This is a genomic window from Gaiella occulta, assembly GCF_003351045.1.
In the GTDB taxonomy this organism is placed as follows: domain Bacteria; phylum Actinomycetota; class Thermoleophilia; order Gaiellales; family Gaiellaceae; genus Gaiella; species Gaiella occulta.
In genome coordinates this window covers 274,344-296,503 of the sequence record NZ_QQZY01000003.1, presented here as the reverse complement: position 1 = coordinate 296,503, position 22,160 = coordinate 274,344, and the positions used below count along the sequence as shown (strand labels likewise).

The 22,160-nt window shown below is 72.6% G+C and carries 24 protein-coding genes; 11 read left to right on the top strand and 13 right to left on the bottom strand.

What is annotated here, in order from left to right:
* Positions 1 to 5: 5 nt before the first annotated feature.
* Together pckA and Gocc_RS08460 are read right to left on the bottom strand one after the other, a co-directional pair.
* Positions 6 to 1,604, bottom strand: coding sequence for a phosphoenolpyruvate carboxykinase (ATP) (gene pckA / locus Gocc_RS08465; RefSeq protein ID WP_114796094.1), 1,599 nt, complete (start codon positions 1,602 to 1,604; stop codon positions 6 to 8).
* Between the two features lie 133 nt (positions 1,605 to 1,737).
* A complete protein-coding gene (locus Gocc_RS08460) occupies positions 1,738 to 3,576 on the bottom strand; it encodes an ABC transporter ATP-binding protein (protein ID WP_281268432.1) in 1,839 nt (612 codons plus the stop codon).
* Positions 3,577 to 3,715: 139 nt separating this feature from the next.
* On the opposite strand from Gocc_RS08460, the gene Gocc_RS08455 reads away from it, so the two are divergent.
* Positions 3,716 to 4,687: an acyl-CoA desaturase gene (locus tag Gocc_RS08455; RefSeq protein WP_114796093.1), complete on the top strand. Its 972-nt coding sequence runs from the start codon at positions 3,716 to 3,718 to the stop codon at positions 4,685 to 4,687.
* Here Gocc_RS08455 and Gocc_RS08450 read toward each other — a convergent pair.
* On the bottom strand, positions 4,654 to 4,839 hold the full coding sequence (locus Gocc_RS08450; protein ID WP_114796092.1) for a hypothetical protein: 186 nt from the start codon (positions 4,837 to 4,839) through the stop codon (positions 4,654 to 4,656). The two genes, Gocc_RS08455 and Gocc_RS08450, sit on opposite strands and share 34 nt — an antisense overlap.
* A 206-nt stretch (positions 4,840 to 5,045) precedes the next feature.
* Between Gocc_RS08450 and Gocc_RS08445 the strand changes: the two genes are divergently transcribed.
* On the top strand, positions 5,046 to 5,879 hold the full coding sequence (locus Gocc_RS08445; RefSeq protein WP_114796091.1) for a tyrosine-type recombinase/integrase: 834 nt from the start codon (positions 5,046 to 5,048) through the stop codon (positions 5,877 to 5,879).
* A gap of 61 nt (positions 5,880 to 5,940) precedes the next feature.
* The gene (locus Gocc_RS08440; RefSeq protein WP_220150527.1) at positions 5,941 to 6,858 is read left to right on the top strand and encodes a tyrosine recombinase; all 918 of its coding nucleotides are present in this window, start codon (positions 5,941 to 5,943) and stop codon (positions 6,856 to 6,858) included.
* Positions 6,859 to 6,864: 6 nt separating this feature from the next.
* On the opposite strand, the gene Gocc_RS08435 is transcribed toward Gocc_RS08440, so the two are convergent.
* From Gocc_RS08435 to Gocc_RS08420, 4 genes are all read right to left on the bottom strand, one after another.
* Positions 6,865 to 7,881, bottom strand: a complete 1,017-nt coding sequence (locus tag Gocc_RS08435; RefSeq protein WP_220150526.1) for a 5-(carboxyamino)imidazole ribonucleotide synthase — start codon at positions 7,879 to 7,881, stop codon at positions 6,865 to 6,867.
* 75 nt (positions 7,882 to 7,956) lie between these two features.
* Positions 7,957 to 8,448: a 5-(carboxyamino)imidazole ribonucleotide mutase gene (gene purE, locus Gocc_RS08430; RefSeq protein WP_114796089.1), complete on the bottom strand. Its 492-nt coding sequence runs from the start codon at positions 8,446 to 8,448 to the stop codon at positions 7,957 to 7,959.
* A gap of 10 nt (positions 8,449 to 8,458) precedes the next feature.
* On the bottom strand, positions 8,459 to 8,956 hold the full coding sequence (locus Gocc_RS08425; protein WP_114796088.1) for a HEAT repeat domain-containing protein: 498 nt from the start codon (positions 8,954 to 8,956) through the stop codon (positions 8,459 to 8,461).
* Positions 8,956 to 10,038 carry a citrate synthase 2 gene (locus tag Gocc_RS08420; RefSeq protein WP_114796087.1) on the bottom strand — a complete coding sequence of 361 codons (1,083 nt, stop codon included), beginning with the start codon at positions 10,036 to 10,038 and terminating at the stop codon, positions 8,956 to 8,958. The genes Gocc_RS08425 and Gocc_RS08420 overlap by 1 nt, the downstream gene beginning before the upstream one ends.
* An 81-nt stretch (positions 10,039 to 10,119) precedes the next feature.
* Between Gocc_RS08420 and Gocc_RS08415 the strand changes: the two genes are divergently transcribed.
* The 6 genes from Gocc_RS08415 to Gocc_RS08395 all read left to right on the top strand — a co-directional run bounded on the left by Gocc_RS08415 (position 10,120) and on the right by Gocc_RS08395 (position 14,666).
* Entirely contained in the window at positions 10,120 to 11,217 is a 1,098-nt protein-coding gene (locus tag Gocc_RS08415) for an isocitrate/isopropylmalate dehydrogenase family protein (protein WP_114796086.1), read from the top strand.
* A gap of 67 nt (positions 11,218 to 11,284) precedes the next feature.
* A complete protein-coding gene (gene mdh / locus Gocc_RS08410) occupies positions 11,285 to 12,223 on the top strand; it encodes a malate dehydrogenase (RefSeq protein ID WP_114796085.1) in 939 nt (312 codons plus the stop codon).
* A gap of 66 nt (positions 12,224 to 12,289) precedes the next feature.
* Positions 12,290 to 13,036, top strand: a complete 747-nt coding sequence (locus tag Gocc_RS08405; RefSeq protein ID WP_114796084.1) for an SDR family oxidoreductase — start codon at positions 12,290 to 12,292, stop codon at positions 13,034 to 13,036.
* Positions 13,037 to 14,065 (top strand): YlbL family protein, encoded by a 1,029-nt coding sequence (locus Gocc_RS08400; RefSeq protein WP_114796083.1) that lies wholly within the window; start codon positions 13,037 to 13,039, stop codon positions 14,063 to 14,065.
* A gap of 138 nt (positions 14,066 to 14,203) precedes the next feature.
* On the top strand, positions 14,204 to 14,392 hold the full coding sequence (locus Gocc_RS15660; protein WP_147281221.1) for a hypothetical protein: 189 nt from the start codon (positions 14,204 to 14,206) through the stop codon (positions 14,390 to 14,392).
* A gap of 10 nt (positions 14,393 to 14,402) precedes the next feature.
* Positions 14,403 to 14,666, top strand: coding sequence for a LapA family protein (locus Gocc_RS08395; protein WP_114796082.1), 264 nt, complete (start codon positions 14,403 to 14,405; stop codon positions 14,664 to 14,666).
* Positions 14,667 to 14,671: 5 nt separating this feature from the next.
* On the opposite strand, the gene Gocc_RS08390 is transcribed toward Gocc_RS08395, so the two are convergent.
* Positions 14,672 to 15,754, bottom strand: coding sequence for an aminotransferase-like domain-containing protein (locus tag Gocc_RS08390; RefSeq protein ID WP_114796081.1), 1,083 nt, complete (start codon positions 15,752 to 15,754; stop codon positions 14,672 to 14,674).
* 218 nt (positions 15,755 to 15,972) lie between these two features.
* On the opposite strand from Gocc_RS08390, the gene Gocc_RS08385 reads away from it, so the two are divergent.
* Entirely contained in the window at positions 15,973 to 17,169 is a 1,197-nt protein-coding gene (locus Gocc_RS08385; RefSeq protein WP_114796080.1) for a DEAD/DEAH box helicase, read from the top strand.
* Between the two features lie 84 nt (positions 17,170 to 17,253).
* On the opposite strand, the gene Gocc_RS08380 is transcribed toward Gocc_RS08385, so the two are convergent.
* The 4 genes from Gocc_RS08380 to sucC form a co-directional block, all read right to left on the bottom strand.
* Positions 17,254 to 17,595 carry a cupin domain-containing protein gene (locus Gocc_RS08380; RefSeq protein ID WP_114796079.1) on the bottom strand — a complete coding sequence of 114 codons (342 nt, stop codon included), beginning with the start codon at positions 17,593 to 17,595 and terminating at the stop codon, positions 17,254 to 17,256.
* 299 nt (positions 17,596 to 17,894) lie between these two features.
* Entirely contained in the window at positions 17,895 to 18,767 is an 873-nt protein-coding gene (sucD, locus tag Gocc_RS08375; protein WP_114796078.1) for a succinate--CoA ligase subunit alpha, read from the bottom strand.
* Positions 18,768 to 18,769: 2 nt separating this feature from the next.
* Positions 18,770 to 19,411 carry a class I SAM-dependent methyltransferase gene (locus tag Gocc_RS08370; RefSeq protein WP_114796077.1) on the bottom strand — a complete coding sequence of 214 codons (642 nt, stop codon included), beginning with the start codon at positions 19,409 to 19,411 and terminating at the stop codon, positions 18,770 to 18,772.
* Positions 19,408 to 20,550, bottom strand: a complete 1,143-nt coding sequence (gene sucC, locus Gocc_RS08365; RefSeq protein WP_114796076.1) for an ADP-forming succinate--CoA ligase subunit beta — start codon at positions 20,548 to 20,550, stop codon at positions 19,408 to 19,410. Before sucC ends, Gocc_RS08370 begins: the two co-directional genes overlap by 4 nt.
* 44 nt (positions 20,551 to 20,594) lie before the next feature.
* Between sucC and Gocc_RS08360 the strand changes: the two genes are divergently transcribed.
* The gene (locus Gocc_RS08360) at positions 20,595 to 21,158 is read left to right on the top strand and encodes a hypothetical protein (RefSeq protein WP_114796075.1); all 564 of its coding nucleotides are present in this window, start codon (positions 20,595 to 20,597) and stop codon (positions 21,156 to 21,158) included.
* Here Gocc_RS08360 and Gocc_RS08355 read toward each other — a convergent pair.
* Positions 21,148 to 22,068, bottom strand: a complete 921-nt coding sequence (locus Gocc_RS08355; RefSeq protein ID WP_114796074.1) for a DUF1028 domain-containing protein — start codon at positions 22,066 to 22,068, stop codon at positions 21,148 to 21,150. The two genes, Gocc_RS08360 and Gocc_RS08355, sit on opposite strands and share 11 nt — an antisense overlap.
* Positions 22,069 to 22,160: the final 92 nt, after the last annotated feature.

Below are 22,160 nucleotides of genomic sequence, written 5' to 3'. Positions count from 1 at the left end.
CCGCATCACACGAGCGGGCCGGCGGCGACAACCGCCTCGCCCGCGTCGGCGGCGAACTTCTCGAAGTTGGCCCTGAACAGGCCGGCGAGCTCGCGCGCCTCGACGTCGTAGGCCGCCGGGTCGCCCCAGGTCGAGCGCGGGTCGAGCAGCGAGCGCTCGACGCCCGCCACGTCGACCGGCACGTCGAACCCGAACACGTCGTCGACGCGGTAGTCGACGTCTTCGAGCTCGCCCGAGAGCGCCGCGTGCAGGAGCCGCCGCGTCGCCTGGATCGGCATCCGGTGCCCCGTGCCGAAAGGCCCGCCGGTCCAGCCCGTGTTGACGAGCCACACCGCGGACCGGTGCGTGTCGAGCTTCTCTCCGAGCATGCGCGCGTACACGCTCGGAGGCTGCGGCAGGAACGGCGCGCCGAAGCACGTCGAGAAGGTCGCCTGCGGCTCGCCGACGCCGATCTCCGTGCCGGCGAGCTTGGCGGTGTACCCCGAGAGGAAGTAGAACATCGCCTGGTCGCGCGTGAGGCGCGCGATCGGCGGCAGGATCCCGAACGCATCCGCGGTGAGCATCACGACCGCGCTCGGATGCCCCGCCATCTTCGTGCGCAGCGCGTTCGAGATGCGCTCCAGCTTGTACGCGGCGCGCGTGTTCTCGGTCTTCGAGTCGTCGTTGAGGTCGATCACGCCGCGCTCGTCGACGGCGACGTTCTCGAGCACGGTGCCGAACGTCCTCGTCGTGCGGAAGATCTCGGGCTCGGCCTCGGCCGAGAGGCGGATCACCTTCGCGTAGCAGCCGCCCTCGACGTTGAAGACGCCGCTGTCGCCCCAGCCGTGCTCGTCGTCGCCGATCAGCGAGCGCTCCGGGTCGGCCGACAGGGTGGTCTTGCCCGTGCCCGAGAGGCCGAAGAACACCGCCACCCTTCCGTCCTCGCCGACGTTCGCCGAGCAGTGCATCGGGAGCACGCCCTCGAGCGGCAGGCGGTCGTTCATGACGGTGAAGATGGCCTTCTTGATCTCGCCCGCGTAGAAGGTGCCGCCGATCACGACCTCGCCGCGGGACGGGTGCAGGACGACGAACGTCCCGGAGCGCGTGCCGTCCTGCGCCGGATCGGCCTCCACCTCGGGTGCGTGCAGGACGAGCGTTCCGGGACGGATCGCCTCCAGCTCCTCGGAGGAGGGGGTGATGAACATCGTCTTCGCGAAGAGGGCGTGGTACGGACTGCCGGTGAGCACGCGCACCGCGATGCGATGCGCCGGGTCGGCGCCGGCGAATGCGTCGACGACGTAGAGCGGGTCGCGCGTCTCGAGATGGGCCACGACCTTCGCGCGCAGGCCGTCGAAGCGATCCTCGACGAGCGGCCGGTTGACCTCGCCCCACCAGATGCGATCCCGCGAGCCCGGCTCCGAGACGATGAACTTGTCCTTCGGCGAGCGCCCCGTGTGCTTGCCGGTGTCGACGACGAGCGGCCCGCCGTGGGCGAGCACGGCGAGGTCGCCCTTCAGCGCCGCCGTGTAGAGCTGGGCCGTCGTCGGGTTCCAGACGACGCGGCCTGCGGCCGCGATCCCGTGCTCCTCGAGACCGGCGCGGCCCGAGGTCGGCGTGGTCGTCATCGGAGCACCTCCCGGTGGAGTTCGCTGTCTGCGGATGTCACGATCCCGGAGCCGCGCGTCAGGGTGGAGGCGTGCGCGACGCGGGCTATCGTACGCACGCGGCGCGCCGCGGCGCGCCGGGTGAAGATCCGGGCTAACCCGACCCGGCCATCGTCACCGCGCTCTCGGCGTCTCGCGCCACCAGGCGCGCGTAGCGCCCGCCGGCGGCGATCAGCTCGTCGTGGCTGCCACGCTCCGCGACGCGGCCGCCGTCGAGGACGACGATCTGGTCGGCGTCGCGCACCGTCGAGAGCCGGTGCGCGATCGCGATCGTCGTGCGGCCCGCCGCGAGGCGCTCGAGCGCCTCCTGCACGAGGCGCTCGGTCTGGGCGTCGAGCGCGGAGGTCGCCTCGTCGAGCACGAGGATCGGCGGGTTGCGCAGCACCGTGCGCGCGATCGCGATCCGCTGCTTCTCGCCCCCGGAGAACCGGTAGCCACGCTCGCCGACCTTCGTGTCGTAGCCCTCGGGCAGCGAGGCGATGAGATCGTGGATCTGCGCCGCCCGCGCGGCCTCCTCCACCTCCTCGTCGGTCGCGTCGGGCTTGGCGAAGCGAAGGTTCTCGCGCACGGTCTCGTGGAAGAGATAGGTCTCCTGCGACACGACCCCGACCGCGGCGGCGAGCGTGGCGAACGTGAGCTCGCGCACGTCGATGCCGTCGATCGTCACCCTCCCCGTCGTCGCGTCGTAGAGTCGGGCGACGAGGTAGCCGCACGTCGTCTTGCCCGATCCGGTCTCGCCGACGAGCGCGGTCTTCGTCCCCGCAGGGACGGTGAAGCTGACGTCCGTCAGCGTCCAGGCGTCCGTGTCGTAGCGGAAGCAGACGTGCTCGAAGGCGACGTCGCCCCTGGCCCGCTCGATCGTCCTCGAGCCCTCGACGATGTCGACCGGCTGGTCGAGGTACTCGAAGATGCGGTCGAACAGCGCGAGCGAGCTCTGCACCTCGAGCTGCACGCCGAGCAGGCTGCCGATCGGGAAGAAGAGGCGCGTCTGCAGCGTCGTGAAGGCGACGAGCGTGCCGAGCGAGATCGCCGCGCTGCCCTGCGCGATCGTCCAGCCGGCGAACCAGTACACGAGCGCGGGCATCACGGCGAAGGTCATCTGGATCGCGGCCATCATCCAGCGGCCCGTCATGCGGCTGCGGACCTCGAGATCCGCGAGCCGGCGCGACTCCTCCGAGAAGCGCCGTGCCAGATCCGCGGAGCGGCCCATCGTCTTGCCGAGCAGGATGCCCGAGACGGAGAGCGACTCCTGCACGATCGACGAGACGTCGGCCAGGGACGCCTGCCGCTTCGCCGTCACCTTCTTGCGCTGGTCGCCGACCCGCTTGGTGAGCCAGACGAACAGCGGCAGCAGGACGAGCGCGAAGGCGGCGAGCCGCCAGTCGAGCAGCACCATCGCGACGACCGTCGCGAGCACCGTGGTGACGTTCGAGAGCACCGACGTCGCGGTCGACGTGACCACGGTGTCGATGCCGCCGATGTCGTTGGCGATCCGGCTCTGCACCTCTCCGGTGCGGGTGCGGGTGAAGAACGCGAGCGACAGCCGCTGCAGGTGGCGGTAGACGGACGTGCGCAGGTCGTGCATGACGGCCTGGCCGACCTGATTCGAGAGCAGCGTCTGGAAGACGCCGATCGCCCCGGTGACGACCGGGATCGCGACCATGCCCGCGACGAGCGCCGTCAGCAGCCCCAGGCGCACCTCCCCGCCCGAGCTCCGGGGGAGCGCCGAGTCGAGGACGGCCCGCAGCAGGAACGTCGGCACGACGCCGAGCGCGGCCGAGACGACGATGAGCCCGCAGACGACCGCGAGGCGCGCACGGTAGGCGCGAAAGAGAGGGAAGATCCGGCGCAGGTTCGCCCTGCGCACGGCAGGGTCGGCCGGCCGCACGGGCGGCTCGGCGGCGACGTCTGGGCCGAAGCGGCGACCGGGCACCCGTCAAGAGTGCCTGCGGCGCCTCGCTCGAGGTCGCGTGCGATCCGCATCTCGCGCAGCGCCGCGATGCCGGTGCCGACGACCGCTATCGTCATCACCGCGTGATTCGCCGCTCCCCCCGCAACCGGATGACACGGCCATGTCCGACGTAGCCGCGCTCGGCAGGCCGGAGGCCGGCGAGACCGCCGGGGCAGCCGTTGCAACGGTGCGCGAGCGCACGACGCGGGCGAGTCAGGTCGTCACGCTGCTCGCGGTCGTGATCCCGCCCGTCGGCCTCGTCGTCGCCGGCGCGGGCCTGTGGGGCGTCGCGCTCTCATGGGTCGACGTGGCGCTGTTCCTCCTGCTCTACGTGCTCACCGGCCTCGGCACGACGGTGGGCTACCACCGCCTCTTCACGCACCGCAGCTTCGAGACGACGAAGACCGTGCGCGCCGCGTTCGCGATCCTCGGGTCGATGACGATCCAGGGCCCGGTCACGCAGTGGGTGACCGACCACCGCAAGCACCACGCGCTGTCCGACCAGGAGGGCGATCCCCACTCCCCGCACGCGGGCTTCGCGCCGAACGCGTGGGGCGCGCTGAAGGGGTTCTTCCACGCCCACATGGGGTGGTTGTTCCACCTCAAGGGGATGGAGCGCGGCGAGCACTACGGCAAGGACCTGTACGCGGACAGGCTGATCCGCCGCATCGACCGCCTCTACTTCGCCTGGGTCGTCCTCACCTTCGCGCTGCCGTTTGCCGTCGGCTACCTGGCCGGCGGGCGCAGCTGGCAGCTCGGCCTGCAGGCGCTCGTGTGGGGCGGCCTGATCCGCATCTTCGCCTACCAGCACGCGACCTTCTCCGTCAACTCGATCTGCCACATGTTCGGCCGCCGCTCCTACCGCTCGCGCGACGAGAGCCGCAACAACTGGATCGTGGCGGCGCTGACCTTCGGCGAGGGATGGCACAACAACCACCACGCGTTCCCGGCGTCGGCTCGCCACGGGCTCGACCGCTTCCAGGTCGACATCGCCTGGTGGACGATCCGCGGGCTGGAGAAGCTCGGGCTCGCCTGGAACGTGCGGCTGCCGAGCGACGGTCAGCGCGCGCGGCGCCGGCTCTCCGAGGCCTGAAAGGCGCCGAGCCGCTCCGGGATCCACGGCGCCAGGCCGGCCACGCCGAAGGCGAAGCAGGGGAAGCGCGGTGCAAGAGCGTCGGCGAGAAGCTCGCTCGTCGCGCTCCACGTGCCGGGAAGCGCCCGCGCGGAGCCGCCGTCGAGGAGCACGGCCGCGAGCGGGGCGTCGTCGTTGCGCAGCCGCAGGCCGGCGCCCGTGCGGAGCGGGACGACGCGACCGGTCGGGAGGCCGTCCGCTGCGGGCTGGTCGATGCTGCTGCGCCATCCCGGCCCATTCGACCAGATCGAGCCTGCGCCTCGCCGGGGTCGGGCGCGCCGCGGGAAGGCGACGGCTCGGGCGGGGCGAACTCGGGCGCATGGACGTCGCCGCCGCGATCGACCGCTACCTCGCGAGCCCGAGCCTGTCGGAGTCCACGCGACGCGCCTACGCGGGCGACCTGCGCGACTTCGCCGGCTGGCTGCGCGGCCGCGGCACGGACCTCGAGGGCGTCGACATCCGTGCGCTCTCCGAGTACACGGCGGAGCTCGGGCGCGGCCGGCGCGGGCTCGCGCCGGCGACGATCGCGCGGCGGCTCGCCGCCGTGCGCTCGCTGCTGCGCTTCACGCTCGGGCCCTCGCGCGTGCCCCGGGGAACGATCTCTCCGCGGCGGCCGCGCAGGCTCCCGGACGCGCCCAAGCTCGCCGACGTCGAGGAGACGCTCGCCGGCGTCGCGGGCGACGGGCCGCTCGGCCTCCGCAACCGCGCCCTGCTCGAGCTCGTCTACTCCTGCGGCCTGCGCAGCGCCGAGGCCGTCGGGCTCGACCTCGGAGACGTCGACTTCGAGCAGGAGAGCGTGCACGTGCTCGGCAAGGGCGGCAAGGAGCGCGTCGTCCCGCTCGGCGAGGAAGCGGCGTACGCCGTCGCCCTCTACCTGCGCGACGGCCGGCCGGCGCTCGCGCGCGGCGCCGAGAACGCCCTCTTCGTCTCGGTGCGCGGCCGCAGGCTCGACACCTCGGTGCTGCGGCGGTTGATGCGCAATCCCCATCGCCTGCGGCACGCCTACGCGACCCATCTGCTCGAGGGAGGGGCCGACCTGCGCACGATCCAGGAGCTGCTCGGGCACGCGTCGCTGTCGACGACGCAGATCTACAGCCACGTCGATGCGCGGCGGCTGCGCCGCGTCTACGACCGCAGCCACCCGCGCTCGTGACCGGCGCGCCCGGCGCCGCGCGCAGGAGCGACCGCGGCCACACCGAATCGGACACGGCCGCGTGAGCATCCACGACCCCGACGTCGAGAGCTACCTGCTCCTCCTCGCCGCCCGCCGCGCGGAGCGGACGGTGGACGCCTACGGCCGCGACCTGGCGGCGTTCGCCGCGTTCCGCGGCGGCCCCGTCGCGGCGGCCAGCACCGCGGAGCTGGAGCGCTGGGTCGCGGGGATGCGCGCCGACGGCCTCGCCGGCTCGACGATCGCGCGCCGTGTCGCGGCCGTGCGCTCGTTCTACCGGCACCAGATGCTGCTCGGCGCACGCGGCGACGACCCGGCCGCCGATCTCGTGCTGCCCCGCCGCACGCGCACGCTGCCGCGCACCCTCTCCCCGGCCGAGTCGGAGCGGCTGATCGACGCCGCGAACGGCACGACGCCGCGGGCGTTGCGCGACCGAGCCCTCGTCGAGCTCATGTACGGCGCCGGCCTCCGTGTCTCGGAGACGATCGGCCTGGCGCGCACCGCGGTCGACCTCGACGCGCGCATCGTGCGCGTGCTCGGCAAGGGCGGCAAGGAGCGGATCGTCCCGCTCGGACGGCCCGCGGCGGAGGCGGTGCGGCGCTACCTGGCGCTCGGCCGCCCGCACCTCGACCGCCGCCACCGCCCCGACCTGTTCCTGAACGCGCGCGGCGGGGCGCTCACGCGGGCCGGCGCGTTCCTGATCCTGCGCAAGCTCGCGGCCAGGGCCGGTCTCGAGCCCGAGCGCGTGCACCCCCACCTGCTCCGCCACTCGTTCGCCACGCACCTGCTCGAGGGCGGCGCCGACCTGCGCTCGGTGCAGGAGATGCTCGGCCACGCCGACCTCTCGACGACGGAGCGCTACACGCACGTGTCCGACCGGCGCCGCCGCGAGACGTACTTCGGCGCGCACCCGCACGCGCGTCGCCGCACGGCGCCGGCGGGCGAGGACAGCGCCTCGTAGCGCGCCTCAGCCCTCGTGCCGCGCCGCGAGGGCGATCGCCTCGGAGATCGAGCGCTCGTCGGCCCCGACGAGGGTGACGTGGCCGAGCTTGCGCCCGGGACGCGCTTCCTTGCCGTACAGATGCACGTGCGCGCCCGGCAGCGCGAGCAGCGCGTCGAGCGGCGGCACGCCTCCGACGAGGTTGACCATCGCCGACGGGGCGAGCTCGTGGGTGCTGCCGAGCGGCAGGCCGAGGAGCGCGCGCAGGTGGTTCTCGAACTGGCTCGTGACCGCGCCGTCGATCGTCCAGTGCGCCGTGTTGTGCACGCGGGGCGCGAACTCGCTCGCGAGCAGGCGCCCATCGGCCTCGAACAGCTCGAGCGCGAGCACGCCGACGTAGGCCATCTCGTCGAGCAGGCGCCGCACGAGCTCCTCGGCTTCGGCCTGCGGCGCTTCGAGGGCGGGCGCGCGGGAGACGCGCAGGATGCCGTCACGGTGGACGTTCTCCGCGAGCGGCCAGAACCGCGTGTCGCCGTCACGCCCCCGCACGGCGACGATCGAGAGCTCGCGGTCGAAGGGGACGATCTCCTCGGCCAGCTCGTGCTCGCCGAGCTCCTCGGCCGCGTCGACCCGGCGCTGGCCCTTGCCGTCGTACCCGAGCCGCCGCGTCTTCACGAGGGCCGGCAGACCGGTGTCGGCGAGCGAGCCGAAGCGCGGCGTCGGAATCCCGAGGCGGCGGAACAGCTCCTTCTCGACGAGCCGGTCCTGGCCGAGCTCGAGCGCACGCGGCGGCGGCAGCGCGCCGACGCTGCGCGCCGCAGCGGCCGGCACGCTCTCGAACTCGTACGTGACGAGGGCCGCTCCGTCGGCGAGTCGCGCCAGCGCCGCCGGATCGTCGTAGGCGCCCACGATCAGCTCCCCCACCTCGGCGGCCGGCGCGTCGGCGGAGGGGTCGAGGAAGCGGAACCGCAGTCCGAGCGGGATCCCTGCGAGCCCGAGCATCCGCCCGAGCTGCCCGCCGCCGATGCATGCGACGACCGTCACCGGGCTCCGCCTCGCTGCGCGCGCTCTTGCTTGTAACAGACTGTCACGAGCGTCGTGCCCCTCGGCGAGGCACGCCTACGCGGCAGGGTCGGGGGCGTCGAGCACCGACTGCGTCTGCGCGGCGCGGAACGCGGCCAGGCGCTCCCGGATGCCCGCGTCCGAGCGGGCGAGGATCGCGGTCGCGAGCAGGGCCGCGTTGACGGCCCCGGCACGCCCGATCGCGAGCGTCCCGACCGGGATCCCGGCGGGCATCTGCACGATCGAGAGCAGGGAGTCCATCCCCTTCAGCGTCTTCGACTCGACGGGAACGCCGAGCACGGGCAGCGCGGTCTTCGCGGCCGCCATCCCCGGCAGGTGTGCGGCCCCGCCGGCGCCGGCGATCAGCACCTGCAGGCCCCGTGCCTCCGCGCCACCCGCGTACTCGAAGAGCAGATCGGGCGTCCGGTGCGCCGAGACGACCCGTTTCTCGTACGGCACCGCGAGCGCGTCCAGGGTCTCCGCCGCATGCCGCATCGTCTCCCAGTCGGAGCGGGAGCCCATGATCAGTCCGACGAGCGGTGCGTCCATGCGGCCGACCCTACTTCGCGCGCGCCTTCTTCGTCAGCAGCAACGCCACCGAGCGGGCCGTCTTGCGCACGTCGGCGTCGGCGTCGTCGTTCTGCGCGATCCCGTCGAGGAGCTGGATCGTCTCGCGTGCCGGCGTGCCGTTCTTGAAGCAGACGATCGCAAGGCGCCTGACGGCGACGTTCGCGTCGCGTGCGGCCAGCTCGTGCAGCTGCGACCGGAAGCTGTTGACGTCGCCCGGATGCGCGCGCGAGAGCCCCTCGAGCGCGATCAGCGCGGAACCGCGCGCGGCCGGGCTGTCGTCTTCGAGGCCGCGCCGCAGCAGCTCCAGCTTCTGCCGGAAGCGAAACTGCGCCACCGAGCGGTACGCCGCCGCGCGCACGCGGTAGTCCGGGTTGCGCGCCGCCGCCTCGATCTCGTCGTCCCACTCGGCGCGCAGCGCGGCGAGCTCCTTCTCGAGCCCACGCGCCGCGTACTCTTCCGCCAGCGCAGCAGCCTGCGCGAGATCCATCAGACCGACGCGAGCGGGCGGGCGCCGGGGCCGACGTACCTCGCCGCCGGTCGGACGAGCCGGCCGAGCCGCTTCTGCTCCATGATGTGCGCGGACCAGCCGGCGGTGCGCGAGCAGGCGAACATCGCGGGAGCGAGGCGCGGCGGGATGTCGGCGACGTCGAGCACGACGGCGGACCAGAACTCCACGTTCGTCGCCAGCACGCGGTCGGGCTTGCGGCGGTGCAGCTCGGCGAGCGCCACGCGCTCGAGCTCCTCGGCCACCGCGAAGCGGGGCGAGCCGAGCTTCCTGGCGGTGTCCCGTAGCAGGCGCGCGCGCGGGTCCTCGGCGCGATAGACGCGGTGGCCGAAGCCCATCAGCCGCTCGCCGCTGTCGAGCAGGTTGCCGACGTAGCCCTCGACGGAGCCCGCCGCGGCGGCGCCGTCGAGCATCGGCAGAACGCGCGCGGGAGCGCCGCCGTGCAGCGGCCCCGAGAGCGCGCCGACGGCGGAGGAGAGGCAGGCGGCGCAGTCGGCGCCGGTCGAGGCGACGACGCGCGCGGTGAAGGTGGAGGCGTTGAGGCCGTGCTCGGCTGTGCAGATCCAGTAGGTGTCGATCGCCTGCACGTGTTTGGGGTCGGCTTCGCCGCGCCACTCGAGCAGGAAGCGCTCGGCGGCGGTCCGGCCCTGCGCGATCACGCCGGGATCGACGGGCACGTGGTTGCCGTCGGCAACGCGTGCCGACTGCGCCGCGACGGAGATCATCGTCGCGGAGAGACGCCGCAGGTCGGCCTCGGCCTGCCCGTCGGAGATGTCGATCAGCTGTCCCAGGCCCCACTCGCCGCCGAGGTGGGCGGTGACCGCCTGGAGATCGGCGGGAGCGTTCCCGGTCAGCCCGTCGGCGCGGTACGGCTCGGCGGGCGTGAGCCCCGGCTCGGGCCTGTCGTCCACGAGCAGCCCCCACACCTTCTCGAAGGGAACGACGCCGACGAGCTCCTCGATGTCGACGCCGCGGTAGCGCAGCGCGCCACCGTCGCGATCAGGCTCCGCGATCTCCGTCTCGAAGGCCACGACCCCCTCGAGGCCCGGCTTGAACTCGCTCATCGATCTCCCTTTGCCGAGGTGTGCGTCCGGCTGGACGGTACCTGAGCAGGGGAGAGCTGTCGTGTCACTATGCTCCGCCTCATGACCCATTCCGTCACCCTCATCCCCGGAGACGGCACGGGGCCCGAGCTGACGGAGGCGACACGGCGCGTGCTCGAGGCGACCGGCGTCCGCTTCGCGTGGGACCTCCACCACGCCGGCGTCGACGTGATGCGGGAGGCGGGCACGCCGCTTCCCGAGGAGACGCTCGCCTCCGTGCGGCGCACCGGGGTGGCGTTGAAGGGCCCGATCACGACGCCGATCGGCACCGGCTTCCGCTCCGTCAACGTGGCGCTGCGCCACGAGCTCGGGCTGTACGCGTGCATCCGCCCGTGTAAGTCGTACGCCGGCGTCCGCTCGCGCTACGACAACGTCGACCTCGTCGTCGTCCGCGAGAACACGGAGGACCTCTACGCCGGCATCGAGTACGCGTCCGGCACGCCGGAGGCCGCACGGGTGATCGAGCTGCTGAACGGGCTGCAGCCGCGGCAGATCGCGCCGTCCTCGGGCATCTCGGTGAAGCCGATCAGCCCCGAGGCCTCGGAGCGCATCATCCGCCACGCCTTCGAGTACGCCCGCCGCCACGGCCGCAGGCGCGTCTCGTGCATCACCAAGGCGAACATCATGAAGTTCACCGACGGGCTGTTCCTGTCCGTGTTCCGCGAGGTGGCGCGGGACTTCCCGGAGATCGAGCCCTGGGAGACGCTCGTCGACGCGCTCTGCATGGGGCTCGTGCAGCGGCCCGAGGAGTTCGACGTGCTCGTGCTGCCGAACCTGTACGGCGACATCATCAGCGACCTCACCGCCGGGCTCGTCGGCGGGCTCGGCGTCGCCCCGGGGGCGAACATCGGCACCCACGCGGCGGTCTTCGAGGCGACGCACGGCTCGGCGCCGAAGTACAAGGGGCAGAACAAGGTCAACCCGACCGCGATGATCCTCTCCGGGAAGCTCATGCTCGAGCACCTGGGCGAGGACGACGCGGCGCGCCGGCTCGAGGCCGCGGTGGCAGCGGTGATCGCCGAGGGCGACCGGGTCACCTACGACATGAAGCCGTCGCGCGACGACCCCTCCGCCGTCGGTACCGCGGAGTACGCCGACGCGATCATCGAGGCGCTTGCCGGCGAGGGCGCCTCGAGGTGAGCGCAACGCCCTGCGGCGATCGCGGGAGCGTCGCAGGCGAGAGATCCGGACGAAAGGAAGCGATTCGATGAACGGAAGGAAGAAGGTCACCGTCGTCGGTGCCGGAAACGTCGGCGCCACGTGCGCGCAGGAGGTGGCGAGGCGGGACTACGCCGAGGTCGTGCTCGTCGACGTGAAGCCGGACCTCGCGGCCGGCAAAGCCCTCGACATCAACCAGGCGGGATCGGTGCTGGGCTACGAGCCGACGGTCGTCGGCGTCGACGCATCCGGCTACGACGCGAGCGCGGGCTCGGACGTGGTCGTGATCACGGCGGGCCTCCCGCGCAAGCCGGGGATGAGCCGTGACGACCTCGTGAAGACGAACGAGACGATCGTCGCCGAGGTGACGCGCGAGATCGCGAAGCGCTCCAAGCAGGCCGTGCTCGTCATCGTCTCCAACCCGCTCGACGCGATGTGCCATGTCGCCCGGGCGGTGTCGAAGTTCCCGCGCGAGCGGGTCGTCGGCATGGCCGGCATCCTCGACACGGCGCGGTTCGAGTGCTTCATCGCGCAGGAGACGGGACTGTCGGTGAAGGAGGTCACGGCGACGGTGCTCGGCGGCCACGGCGACCAGATGGTCCCCGTCGTGTCGGCGACGACCGTCGGCGGCGTGCCGCTCGACCAGCTCGTGTCGGCGGCGAAGATCCGCAAGATGGTCGAGCGCACGAAGGTGGGCGGCGGCGAGATCGTGAAGCTGCTCGGCACATCCGCCTGGTACGCGCCGGGCGCCGCCGCAGCGCAGATGGTCGACGCGATCTGCCTCGACGAGAAGCGCGTGCTCCCGTGCACCGCGTACCTGCAGGGCGAGTACGGGATCCGCGACCTCTACATGGGCGTGCCCGTGAAGCTCGGCGCCGGCGGCGCCGAGGAGGTCGTGAAGCTCCGTCTCACAGCCGCCGAGAAGAAGATGCTGAAGCTCTCCGAGGCGGCCGTACGCGACGTCGTGCAGGTGCTGACGCACCGGTAGTCGTCTGCTGCGGGGGTGGGGCACACGGGCCTCACCCCCGCCTCCACCGGGTAGGCTTGCGCCGCGATGGACCTCGGCCTCAGCGGACGCACCGCGATCGTTCTCGGCGCCTCGCAGGGCATGGGCCTCGCGATCGCCGCGGCTCTGCGCGCCGAGGGCGCCGCCGTGGCGATGTTCGCTCGCCGCCGCGACGTGCTCGAGCGCGAGGCGGCGCGCCTCGGCGCTCTCGCCGTGCCCGGCGATCTCACCGACCCGTCCGACCTGCGTCGGCTCGTCGACACGGCCGTCGAGAGGCTCGGGGGCGTCGACGTGCTCGTGCTCAACGGCGGCGGCCCGCCGCCGGGCCCTGCGAGCGGCATCACGACGCAGGACGTCGAAGCGGCCGTGGCGCTCCTGCTCACCCCGCACGTGCACCTCGTCGCGGCATGCCTGCCGCACCTGCGGGCGAGCGGCCGCGGCCGCATCGTGGCGATCGAGTCCACGTCGGTGAAGGAGCCGATCGCGAACCTCGCTCTCTCGAACGCGGTACGTCCCGGCGTCGTCGGCTGGCTCAAGACCCTGGCCCGCGAGCTCGGCCCGGAGGGGATCACCGTCAACACGGTCGCCCCGGGGCGAATCGACACCGAGCGCCTGCAAGCGCTGTACGGAGCCGGCGGCCCGGGGCCGGAGATCCTGGCGCAGATCCCGGCCCGGCGGCTCGGCCGGCCGGCCGAGATCGCTGCGGCGGTGTGCTTCCTCGCCTCCGAGCAGGCGGCCTACATCAGCGGCTCGGTCGTCGCCGTCGACGGCGGCATGCTCAGCGGTCTCACGTAGTTGCCTGCACGACCGCCAGCAGCGCGACCCCCACTCGCGCGGCTCCTGTGGGGCACGGCGCTCGCCCTCGCCGTCGTCCTCGCCTTCGTCTGGCTCGTCCCGTCGCGCGACTACCTGTTCGTCCCCCACACGGCGCAGCCGCTCGCCGACAAGGTCACCGTGGAGGGGGAGAAGCCTCCCGATGCCGTCGGCGGCATCTACTTCGTCGACGTCGTCGTGCGCAAGGCGTCGTGGGCAGAGCGGTTGCTCCCGTTCCTGCGCCCGGACGGCTCGTCGCTCGTCGACCGCAGCCAGGTGGTGCCGCCCGACAGCTCCTTCGAGCAGCGCCGGCGAGAGGGACGGCAGGAGATGGCGCGCTCCGAGGAGGTGGCCGCGGCGGTGGCCCTGAAGCAGGCGGGCTTCGACGTCCGCACCGATCCGCAGGGCGCGCTCGTCGAGGGTGTCGCCTCGGACGTCCCGGCGGCGGCCGTTCTCGATCCGGGCGACGTCATCGTGCGCGCGAACGACACGGTCGTCCGCACCCCCGACGGTCTGCGCCGGGCGCTGTCGTCCGTCGCGCCGGGAGCAACGGTGCGGCTGACCGTGCGCCACGGCGGCAGCCTCGCGCAGAGGAACGTGCGCACGGTCGAGTCGCCGTCCCGACCCGGTCGCGCGATCATCGGCATCCGCGTCGCGCAGGCGGCCGACGTGAAGCTCCCCGTCAAGGTGCGTATCGACCTCGGCAACGTCGGCGGCCCGTCCGCCGGCCTGCCCTTCGCGCTCGATGTGCTGCAGGAGCTCGGCCACGACGTCGACCGCGGGCTCAAGGTGGCCGCCACCGGCGAGATCGAGCTCGACGGCACCGTCGCGCCGATCGGCGGCGTCAAGCAGAAGGTGTTCGGAGCGCGGAGGGCAGGGGTCGACGTCTTCCTCGTTCCGGCTGGGGATAACGCGGCGGAGGCGCGCCGCTATGCGGGCGACCTCCGCATCGTGCCCGTGCAAAGTTTTCAACAGGCGTTGTCCGCTCTGCGTACGCTCGCTTCGAAATAGCCTTTTTGCAGGTCTTTTGTCCGATCGGGAAACAGCCGCTAATTGCGGGGATTTCGTCCCCGGGCCCCTTGCGGGCGCGAGCCGTGATGCCGACAATGGCCCCTGTCCAGGGGGGACACGGCAGTATCACGTCGAACTATGAGCAAACTCGCCAAAGCATCGTGCAACGACTGCTACTTCCGCCGGGCGGGCCTGTGCGCGCTTCCGGGCGACGTCCCGTGCCCCACGTTCCGCGCGGCGACGGGCGGCCACCTGGCGCCCCCGCCGCAGCCGCGCCTCGTGCTCAGGCCTGCGCCCCCGCTTGCCGCGGCCACAGCCGCCGCGTAGGCTCCGGGGAATGACGCAACCGCCCCAGCCGGGCACCGGGCAGCAGCCGCGCAAGAGCGTGTGGACGCCCCGGCGCATCGTGCTCGGGCTCGTGCTGCTCTACGGGCTCGTCGTCGTGATCGCCAACCGCGACCGCGTCGCCGTCAACTTCGTGTTCTTCAAGACGGAGGCGTCCCTCTTCGTCGTGCTGCTGCTCGCGATCGCACTCGGCTTCGTCGTCGGCTGGCTGTTCGACGACCTCCGCGCGCGCCGGCGGCGACGCGAACGGCAGTAGCGCTCCTAGAGCAGGGAGGCGAGCAGCGCAACGCCCTCGGCGATGCGCTCGGGCGTCTCGTAGCTGAACGCGAGGCGGGCGGCGCCGACACCGCCGGAGCCGCCGGGGAAGAAGTCCGTCCCGCGAACGAACGTGACGCCCGCCTCGCTTGCCCGACGCAGGAGATCACCGGCATCGGCGCCGGGCCCGAAGTCCACCCACAGGAAGTAGCCGCCCTCGGGCCGGCTCCATGTCGCCGCCGGCGGCAGCTCGCTCTCGAGCGCCGACAGCATCGCGTCCTTGCGCGCGCGCAGCAGGCCGCGGATGCGTTCGAGGTTCGGCTCGAACGCGCCGCGTGCGAACAGCTCGTGCACGACCGCCTGGGGCAGCAGCGACGGCGAGATGTAGGTCGAGACGGCCCGCTCGTCGTAGGCGGCGCGCATCGCGTCGGGAACGACGAAGTAGCCGACGCGCAGCCCGGGAGCGACCGTCTTCGAGAACGACGAGGTGAACGTGACGTGCGAGCCGCCCTCGAGCTCGAAGATCGACGGGGGCGCCTGCCCCTCGTAGCGCACGAGCCCGTAGGGGTCGTCCTCGAGCACGTCGAGCCCGTGTGCGGCGGCGAGCTGCGCGATCCGTGCGCGCCGTCCGGCGCCGAGCGTGCGGCCGCTCGGGTTCTGGAAGGTCGGGATCGTGTAGAGGAACGAGATGTCGCCGCCCCTTGCAAGCTCCGCCTCGAGCGCGTCGAGGTCGAGACCCTCGTCGTCCATCGGCAGCGCCACGACCTCGACCCCCTGCCAGCCGAGCAGCTTGAGCGGGCGGTCGTACGTCGGCCCCTCCACGAGCACGCGCCCGGGCTTGCGCTCGAGCTGCACGGCGGCGTAGAAGACGAATCCCTGCAGGCCGCCGGTCGTGACGAAGACGCGGCCGGCGTCGACGCCGTGGCGCTCCGCGAGCACCTCGCGCAGCGGGCCGTAGCCGCCGCCTGCGCCGTACGAGAGGATCGCGGTGCCGTCGCGCTCGAGCGCCGCACGGCTGCAGTCGGCGATCAGCGCGGGATCGAGGCACTCCGGCGCCGGCGCGCCGCGGGCGAAGGAGATCGGAGCCATCGCCCGGAGACTACCCTGGAGGCTCCGCACCCGGTCGCAGAACCGGCAGGCGCGGAGCGCCGGACGGCACGGCGCCCCAGCCGCACGGCCGCTGCTGCTACCGTTGCCGGCAAGGACGGCGTGTGCCGGCCCGTGGGACTAGCTTCTTTCGACTCTCTCCTGGAGATCGGGTTCGAGGGTAGGTGGTCTCGACCTCGAATCAAGGAGTCGAAAACCCCATGTCACAACACACGTTTGCCGCGCTCGGCCTGCATGCCGATATCGTCGGCGCACTCGCGGAGCAGGGCATCGAGTCGCCGTTCCAGATCCAGACGCGCGCGATCCCTGCGGCGCTGTCCGGAGCGGACATCCTCGCCAAGGCCCCGACGGGCTCGGGCAAGACGCTCGCCTTCGCCGTTCCGATCGTGCAGCACGTCACGCGCGACGGCGCACGGCCCGCTGCGCTGATCCTCGTGCCGACGCGCGAGCTGTGCGTCCAGGTCGCCGAGGTGCTCGAGAGGCTCGCAGCCGTCCGCGGCCTCTCGGTCGCGGCTGTCTACGGCGGCGTGCCGCTGCGCGCCCAGGCCGACAGGGCCCGCACGGCGCACATCCTCGTGGCGACGCCGGGGCGGCTGCAGGACCTGATCGACCGGCGTCTCGTCTCCCTCGACGCGGTCACGATCCTCGTCCTCGACGAGGCCGACCGCATGCTCGACATGGGCTTCAAGCCGCAGGTCGACAAGATCGTGCGCCGCATCCGGGACGACCGTCAGACGATGTTCTTCTCGGCCACGCTCGACGGGGCCGTCGGCGAGCTCGCGCAGGCGTACACGACGGCGCCGGTGCGGATCGAGGCCGAGCTGCCGAGCGAGCACTCGACCGGCGAGATCGACCACCAGTTCCTGGCCGTCACGGCCGAGAACAAGGTCGACAAGCTCGTCGAGCTGCTCAACGCGGAGCGCGGCCTCGCGCTCGTGTTCGTGCGCACGAAGCGCGGCGCCGACCGGCTGGCGCAGCGGCTCGCACGTCACGACGTGCGCGCGGTCGCGATGCACGGCGACAAGACGCAGGCGGCGCGCGAGAAGGCGCTCGCACACTTCGAGTCAGGCAAGGTGACGACGCTGATCGCCACCGACGTCGCCGCGCGAGGGCTCGATCTGTCGGACATCACGCACGTGATCAACTTCGACCCGCCGGAGGACGAGAAGGCCTACACGCATCGTGTCGGCCGCACCGGCCGCGCGGGCCGCTCGGGCACCGGCGTCACGCTCGTGCTGCCGGATCAGCAGTCCGAGGTGAGCCGTGTCGCGCGCCTCAACGGGCAGACCGAGAAGTGGGAGGAGACCGGCATGAAGTCGGCCGCTCCCAAGCTCGTCTACTCGTCGAAGCGGCGCAACTCGAAGTGGGGGCCGTCGCGGCCCCGCCGCAAGATCTGACCGCGCTCCCCGAATCGTCACGCCCGTCGTGCACGCGCATGCATCACCCCGCACGACGGGCGCGGCGCCGTCCGCCGCACCGTGTCAGGCGAAGTACGTGTCGTCGTGGGAGTACGGAGGGACGCAGCAGCACAAGAGCCGCACGCCTTCAGGTCCGGCGGTGATCTCGTGCCAGGCGCCGGGCGGGATCAGCACGGCGTCCCCCTCACGCACCTCACGCGACGCCCCGTCGAGCTCCATCGTGCCGCCACCCTCGACGAGCAGGTAGATCTCCTCGCTGACCGCGTGGTAGTGACGCTCCGTCGACTGGCCCGGCGCGAGCGTCGCCTCGGCCAGAGACTGCGCGGGCGTGTGCAGGTACTCGCGGATCGTCGAGCCGTCCTTCGTCGTGAAGGGCTCGAGAGTGCGATACGAGACGACGTCCATCACGTTGCGCGCTCGTCGGCCTCGTGCGACGAGAGCAGCAGGAGCACGCCGGCGAGGATGACGACTTCCCAGATCCAGAGACCGAACGGCACTGCCCCGGAATGTACCGACGCCCAGAGGATCGCAGCGGCCGTACGGGCGACGCGCCGCGCAGCACCACGGCGACGAGCGCGGCGACGGGCTGAGGAACGGGTTGCTGGCCTTCGCGCGGATCAGCGGGGCGCTCCCCGTGCTCCTCGTCGCCGGGGCGCCGCTCTCCGCGCGGCGGCGGTCGTCCTCGCGCGGCGGTCGCGGGCGCGTCAGCTGCGGGCGATCTCGGCCACGAGCTGAGCGGTCTCCGTCGGCGTCGTGCCGACGCGGATGCCCTTCGCCTCGAGCGCTGCTTTCTTGCCTTCGGCTGTCCCCGAGGAGCCGGAGATGATCGCGCCCGCGTGGCCCATCGTCTTGCCCGGCGGAGCGGTGAAGCCCGCGATGTAGGCGACGACCGGCTTCGTCACCTCGGCCTCGATGAAGGCGGCGGCCTTCTCCTCCTCGTCGCCGCCGATCTCGCCGACCATGACGACGTACTCCGTCTCGGGATCGGCCTCGAACCGGCCGAGCACGTCGATGAACGACGAGCCCACGATCGGGTCACCGCCGATGCCCACGATCGTGGAGTTGCCGAGCCCGAGCTGGGTGAGCTCGTGGCCGATCTGGTAGGTGAGCGTGCCCGAGCGGGAGACGAGTCCGATGCTGCCGGCGTTGAAGATCTCGGCCGGGATGATGCCCACGTTCGCCTTCCCCGGCGACAGGGCGCCCGGGCAGTTGGGGCCGATCATCGTCACGCCCCTCGTGCCGATGTAGGCGTGGATGCGGAGCATGTCGTGGGCCGGAACGCCCTCGGTGATGCAGATCACGGTGGCGATGCCGGCGTCGACCGCCTCGTAGACCGCGTCGGCGGCGAACGGCGCGGGGACGAAGATCATCGCAGTGTTCGCGCCCTCGCGGGTCACGGCCTCGACGACCGTGTCGTAGACCGGGACGCCCTCGACGTCCTGGCCGCCCTTGCCGGGCGTGACGCCGGCGACGAGGTTCGTGCCGTAGGCGCGGTTGCGCAGGCCGTGGAAGCGCCCCTCGGAGCCGGTCAGCCCCTGGACGACGAGCCGCGTGTCGTTGTCGACGATGATCGCCATCGCTAGCGCTCCTTCCTCGCCTTGATCGCGATCTTCGTCAGCGTCAGCCGGCCGTCGGCGACGCGGTCCCCGAGCAGCGCCGCCACCCGCCGCGCGTCGTCGCCCTCGCAGCCGGTGCGCGCAAGCCAGGCGACGAAGTCCATCGAGTGCTCGTAGAAGCGGGCGTCGTCGACCCCGAGCCCGGCCTCTCGCACGATCTCGCGCCACTCGGCATCCGTGTAGTTGCGCACGTGCGACGGATCGCGCAGCTTCTCGGCCTCCTCGACGGCGTCGCCCATGTGCACCGTGTCGACGATGAGGACGCGGTCGGCGCTGACGCGCGCCATCTCGCTCACCGCCTTGCGCACGTCCGCGAAATGGTGGGCGGCCGTGCGGCACGCGACGACGTCGACGCACCCGTCCGCGAAGGGCAGGCTCTCGGCACGACAGACGACATCCGGCTGCATGCCCGGCGCGGGGTCGCAGGTGACGACGTCGATGCCGGCCTCGCGTAGACGCCGCGCGACATGGCCTCCGCCCGTGGCGACGTCCACCGCGGAGCGCGCGCCCTCGGCCCAGGCGACGATCTGCTCGAGATCGGCGCCGCCCCGGTGCGCGTCCGAGTCGACGTACAGCCGCGCGCGACCGCTCCAGACGTCGCTCATCGCGAGAGCTCCACGGCTTTCCGTGCCGCCTCGAGCATCGTCGGCTCCACGTACAGGTCGGGGGGCGCGGCCTCGCGGAGGATGCGCCGGCCCTCCTCGGCGTTCGTGCCGTCCAGCCGCACCACGATCGGCAGCGCGAGGCCGATCTCGCCGAGCGCCTGCAGGATGCCCCGGGCGACCTCGTCGCAGCGGGTGATGCCGCCGAAGATGTTGAAGAAGATCGCCTTCACCTGCGGATCGCGGGTGATCACCTCGAGCGCGTCGACGACGCCCTGCGCGTCGCCGCCGCCGCCGAGATCGCAGAAGTTGGCTGGGCGGCCGCCGGCGAAGGTGACGACGTCGACGGTCGACATCGTCAGGCCGGCGCCGTTCCCGAGCACCCCGACCTCGCCGTCGAGCCTGACATAGGTGACGTGCTTCTCGCGCGCGAGCGCCTCGAGCGGGTCGGCGGCGTCGAGGTCGCGCATCTCGGCCACGTCCGGGTGGCGGTAGAGCGCGTTGTCGTCGACGGTGAACTTCGAGTCGAGCGCCTTCACCTCGCCGTCGGGGGTGACGATGAGCGGGTTGATCTCGCACAGCATCGCGTCGAAGCGCACGAACGCGTCGTAGAGCTTGCCGATGATCGCCGCGATCTGCTTGCGCTCGGACGGGTCGCTGACGCCGCCGCCGAAGACGAGCCGGCGCGCCTGCCAGGGATGGAAGCCCTCGAGGGGATCGACGTGCAGCCGCACGAGCGCGTCGGGGCTCTCCGCGGCGACCTGCTCGATGTCCACCCCGCCCTGCGTCGTGAACATGAACAGCGGCTTCTTCTCACCACGGTCGAACGTGAGCGAGAGGTAGTACTCCTTGGCGATGTCGGACGCCTTCTCGATCCAGAGGCGCTTCACGACGTGGCCCTTGATGTCGAGCCCGATGATGTCCTTGGCGCGCTCCTCGGCCTCGTGCGCGGTCCGGGCGAGCTTGACGCCGCCCGCCTTGCCGCGACCGCCGGTCAGCACCTGCGCCTTGACGACGACGGGACCGCCGAGCACCTCGGCCGCCTGGCGCGCCTCGCCCGGCGTCGTCGCGAGGCGGCCGTCGGAGACGGGGATGCCGGCACGCCGGAACAGCTCCTTGCCCTGGTACTCGTAGAGATCCACGCCGAGGGCGAGCCTAGCAACCCCGTTGTGCGAGCATCTCCGGCATGCGTCGGATGCTCCTTCTCCTGCCCGCCGTCCTGCTCGCCGCCGGCTGCGGTGCGGCGGCGGTTTCCGTGCCTCCCGCCGTCAGGGCCGCTCCCCAGCGGGCCGTCCTCGGCTGGAGCGAGCAGTACCCGGCGGCGAAGCCGGCGCTCGCGTTCGGCGTGACGTCGTTTGCCGTCACGGAGACCGGCTGGAGCGCCGACATCTCGTTCAGGAACCGCTCACGCGTCTCGTGGCAGGTCGGCGACCCCCGCCGTGCCGTCGAGCGCGCCTTCGGCGTGCTCCTGTTCCCCGACGACGACATCACGGCGCTCGAGCGGCGCAACCGCGAGGGCACGCTGCCGGCGATCCGCAAGGCGACGGTCTACGACCCGCCGCTGCCGAAGACGATCGAGCCGGGCGCCTCCTGGCGCGGCACCATCTCGGCTCCGGGCGCGCTCGCGGCCGGCCTGTGGGTACGGCTGTCGTTCGGAACGTTCACGGCTGCCGGCACGCCGCCGCCCGGTGCGCAGCAGCGCGTGGTGTGGTTCACCGACCACGCCTATCGCCTGAAGGTCACGCCATGAGCTCGCGGAAGCGGGGATCGTCGGCGAGCGCCGCGAGGTCGCCGTCGGCCCGCGCCGACTCGCGCAGCGCCGGGTCGAGCGCGAGCGCACGGGCGATGTGTGCCAGCGCCTCGTCCCGCGCGCCCGTGAGCGCCGCAAAGCAGCCCAGGTCGTAGAGCAGCGGCGCGCTCTCGCCGTGGCGGGCGAGCGCGCCGCGCAGGAGCTCGGCCCCCTCGCGCCAGCGCCTGGCCTCGTAGTGGGCCGTCGCCCGCCGCAGCGCGTCCCAGACGAGATGGATGCCGAGCAGCCGTCGCAGCTCCTCGATCGGGCGCGGGTGGTCGTCGACGCGCAGGTCGCAGATGCGGTCGACGCCCTCGCGGCTCTCGGCCGCGGCGCCCGCACGCTCGACGACGACCGCCGCCGACTGCTGGCCGCGCACATCGCCGCCCGCCGCCTGGCCCGCCTCGAGGGCGGCGACGAGCCGCTCCGCGAGCGAGCCGCCCGTCGCGAGAAACGCGCTCTCCATGCCGGCGACGACGGCCTCGCCGGCGAGGATGTTCCCCTGCACCGCGTAGCCCGGCCCGACGCGATGGCCGGCCCAGTGGAGGCAGTCGGCGCCGGTGTGCGCGGCCGACGCGCCGGACGCCGCGACGGCGCCGAGCTGGCGCGTCTCGCGGCCCGCATCCCCGGCGAGCGCCTCCGCGAGGGCGTCCGGCAGCAAGCGGCCGGCCTCGAGCGAGTCGAGCACGCGCGGCCCGAAAGCGGCGACACCCGCCGCCTGCGTCGCGACGGCGCCCACGCCCGCGCGCGCCCAGGGCACGACGGCGCCGACCGCGAAGTACTTCGACTGCACCGCGCACCCGACCTCGCCCGTGGACACGTCGGCGGCGCAGATGGAGAAGGTCGCCTTCAGGGGCACGAAGGGTGGCACGCGGACAACCTAACGGCCGGCACGCGATCCTGCGCTCACGGGGAGGGGGATCGAGCCCCCTCCCCGGTCACGACGACGTCCGAGCCTCTGTC

Bases quoted from the DNA above. Each gene is read 5' to 3' on its own strand.
- Gocc_RS08370 (WP_114796077.1), bottom strand. From the start codon at position 19,411: ATGAGCGACGTCTGGAGCGGTCGCGCGCGGCTGTACGTCGACTCGGAC.
- Gocc_RS08385 (WP_114796080.1), top strand. From the start codon at position 15,973: ATGTCACAACACACGTTTGCCGCGCTCGGCCTGCATGCCGATATCGTC.
- Gocc_RS08395 (WP_114796082.1), top strand. From the start codon at position 14,403: ATGACGCAACCGCCCCAGCCGGGCACCGGGCAGCAGCCGCGCAAGAGC.
- sucD (WP_114796078.1), bottom strand. From the start codon at position 18,767: ATGGCGATCATCGTCGACAACGACACGCGGCTCGTCGTCCAGGGGCTG.
- Gocc_RS08420 (WP_114796087.1), bottom strand. From the start codon at position 10,038: ATGAGCGAGTTCAAGCCGGGCCTCGAGGGGGTCGTGGCCTTCGAGACG.
- Gocc_RS08380 (WP_114796079.1), bottom strand. From the start codon at position 17,595: ATGGACGTCGTCTCGTATCGCACTCTCGAGCCCTTCACGACGAAGGAC.
- purE (WP_114796089.1), bottom strand. From the start codon at position 8,448: ATGGACGCACCGCTCGTCGGACTGATCATGGGCTCCCGCTCCGACTGG.
- Gocc_RS15660 (WP_147281221.1), top strand. From the start codon at position 14,204: ATGAGCAAACTCGCCAAAGCATCGTGCAACGACTGCTACTTCCGCCGG.
- pckA (WP_114796094.1), bottom strand. From the start codon at position 1,604: ATGACGACCACGCCGACCTCGGGCCGCGCCGGTCTCGAGGAGCACGGG.
- mdh (WP_114796085.1), top strand. From the start codon at position 11,285: ATGAACGGAAGGAAGAAGGTCACCGTCGTCGGTGCCGGAAACGTCGGC.
- Gocc_RS08445 (WP_114796091.1), top strand. From the start codon at position 5,046: ATGGACGTCGCCGCCGCGATCGACCGCTACCTCGCGAGCCCGAGCCTG.
- Gocc_RS08360 (WP_114796075.1), top strand. From the start codon at position 20,595: ATGCGTCGGATGCTCCTTCTCCTGCCCGCCGTCCTGCTCGCCGCCGGC.
- Gocc_RS08425 (WP_114796088.1), bottom strand. From the start codon at position 8,956: ATGGATCTCGCGCAGGCTGCTGCGCTGGCGGAAGAGTACGCGGCGCGT.
- Gocc_RS08390 (WP_114796081.1), bottom strand. From the start codon at position 15,754: ATGGCTCCGATCTCCTTCGCCCGCGGCGCGCCGGCGCCGGAGTGCCTC.
- Gocc_RS08405 (WP_114796084.1), top strand. From the start codon at position 12,290: ATGGACCTCGGCCTCAGCGGACGCACCGCGATCGTTCTCGGCGCCTCG.
- Gocc_RS08415 (WP_114796086.1), top strand. From the start codon at position 10,120: ATGACCCATTCCGTCACCCTCATCCCCGGAGACGGCACGGGGCCCGAG.
- Gocc_RS08455 (WP_114796093.1), top strand. From the start codon at position 3,716: ATGTCCGACGTAGCCGCGCTCGGCAGGCCGGAGGCCGGCGAGACCGCC.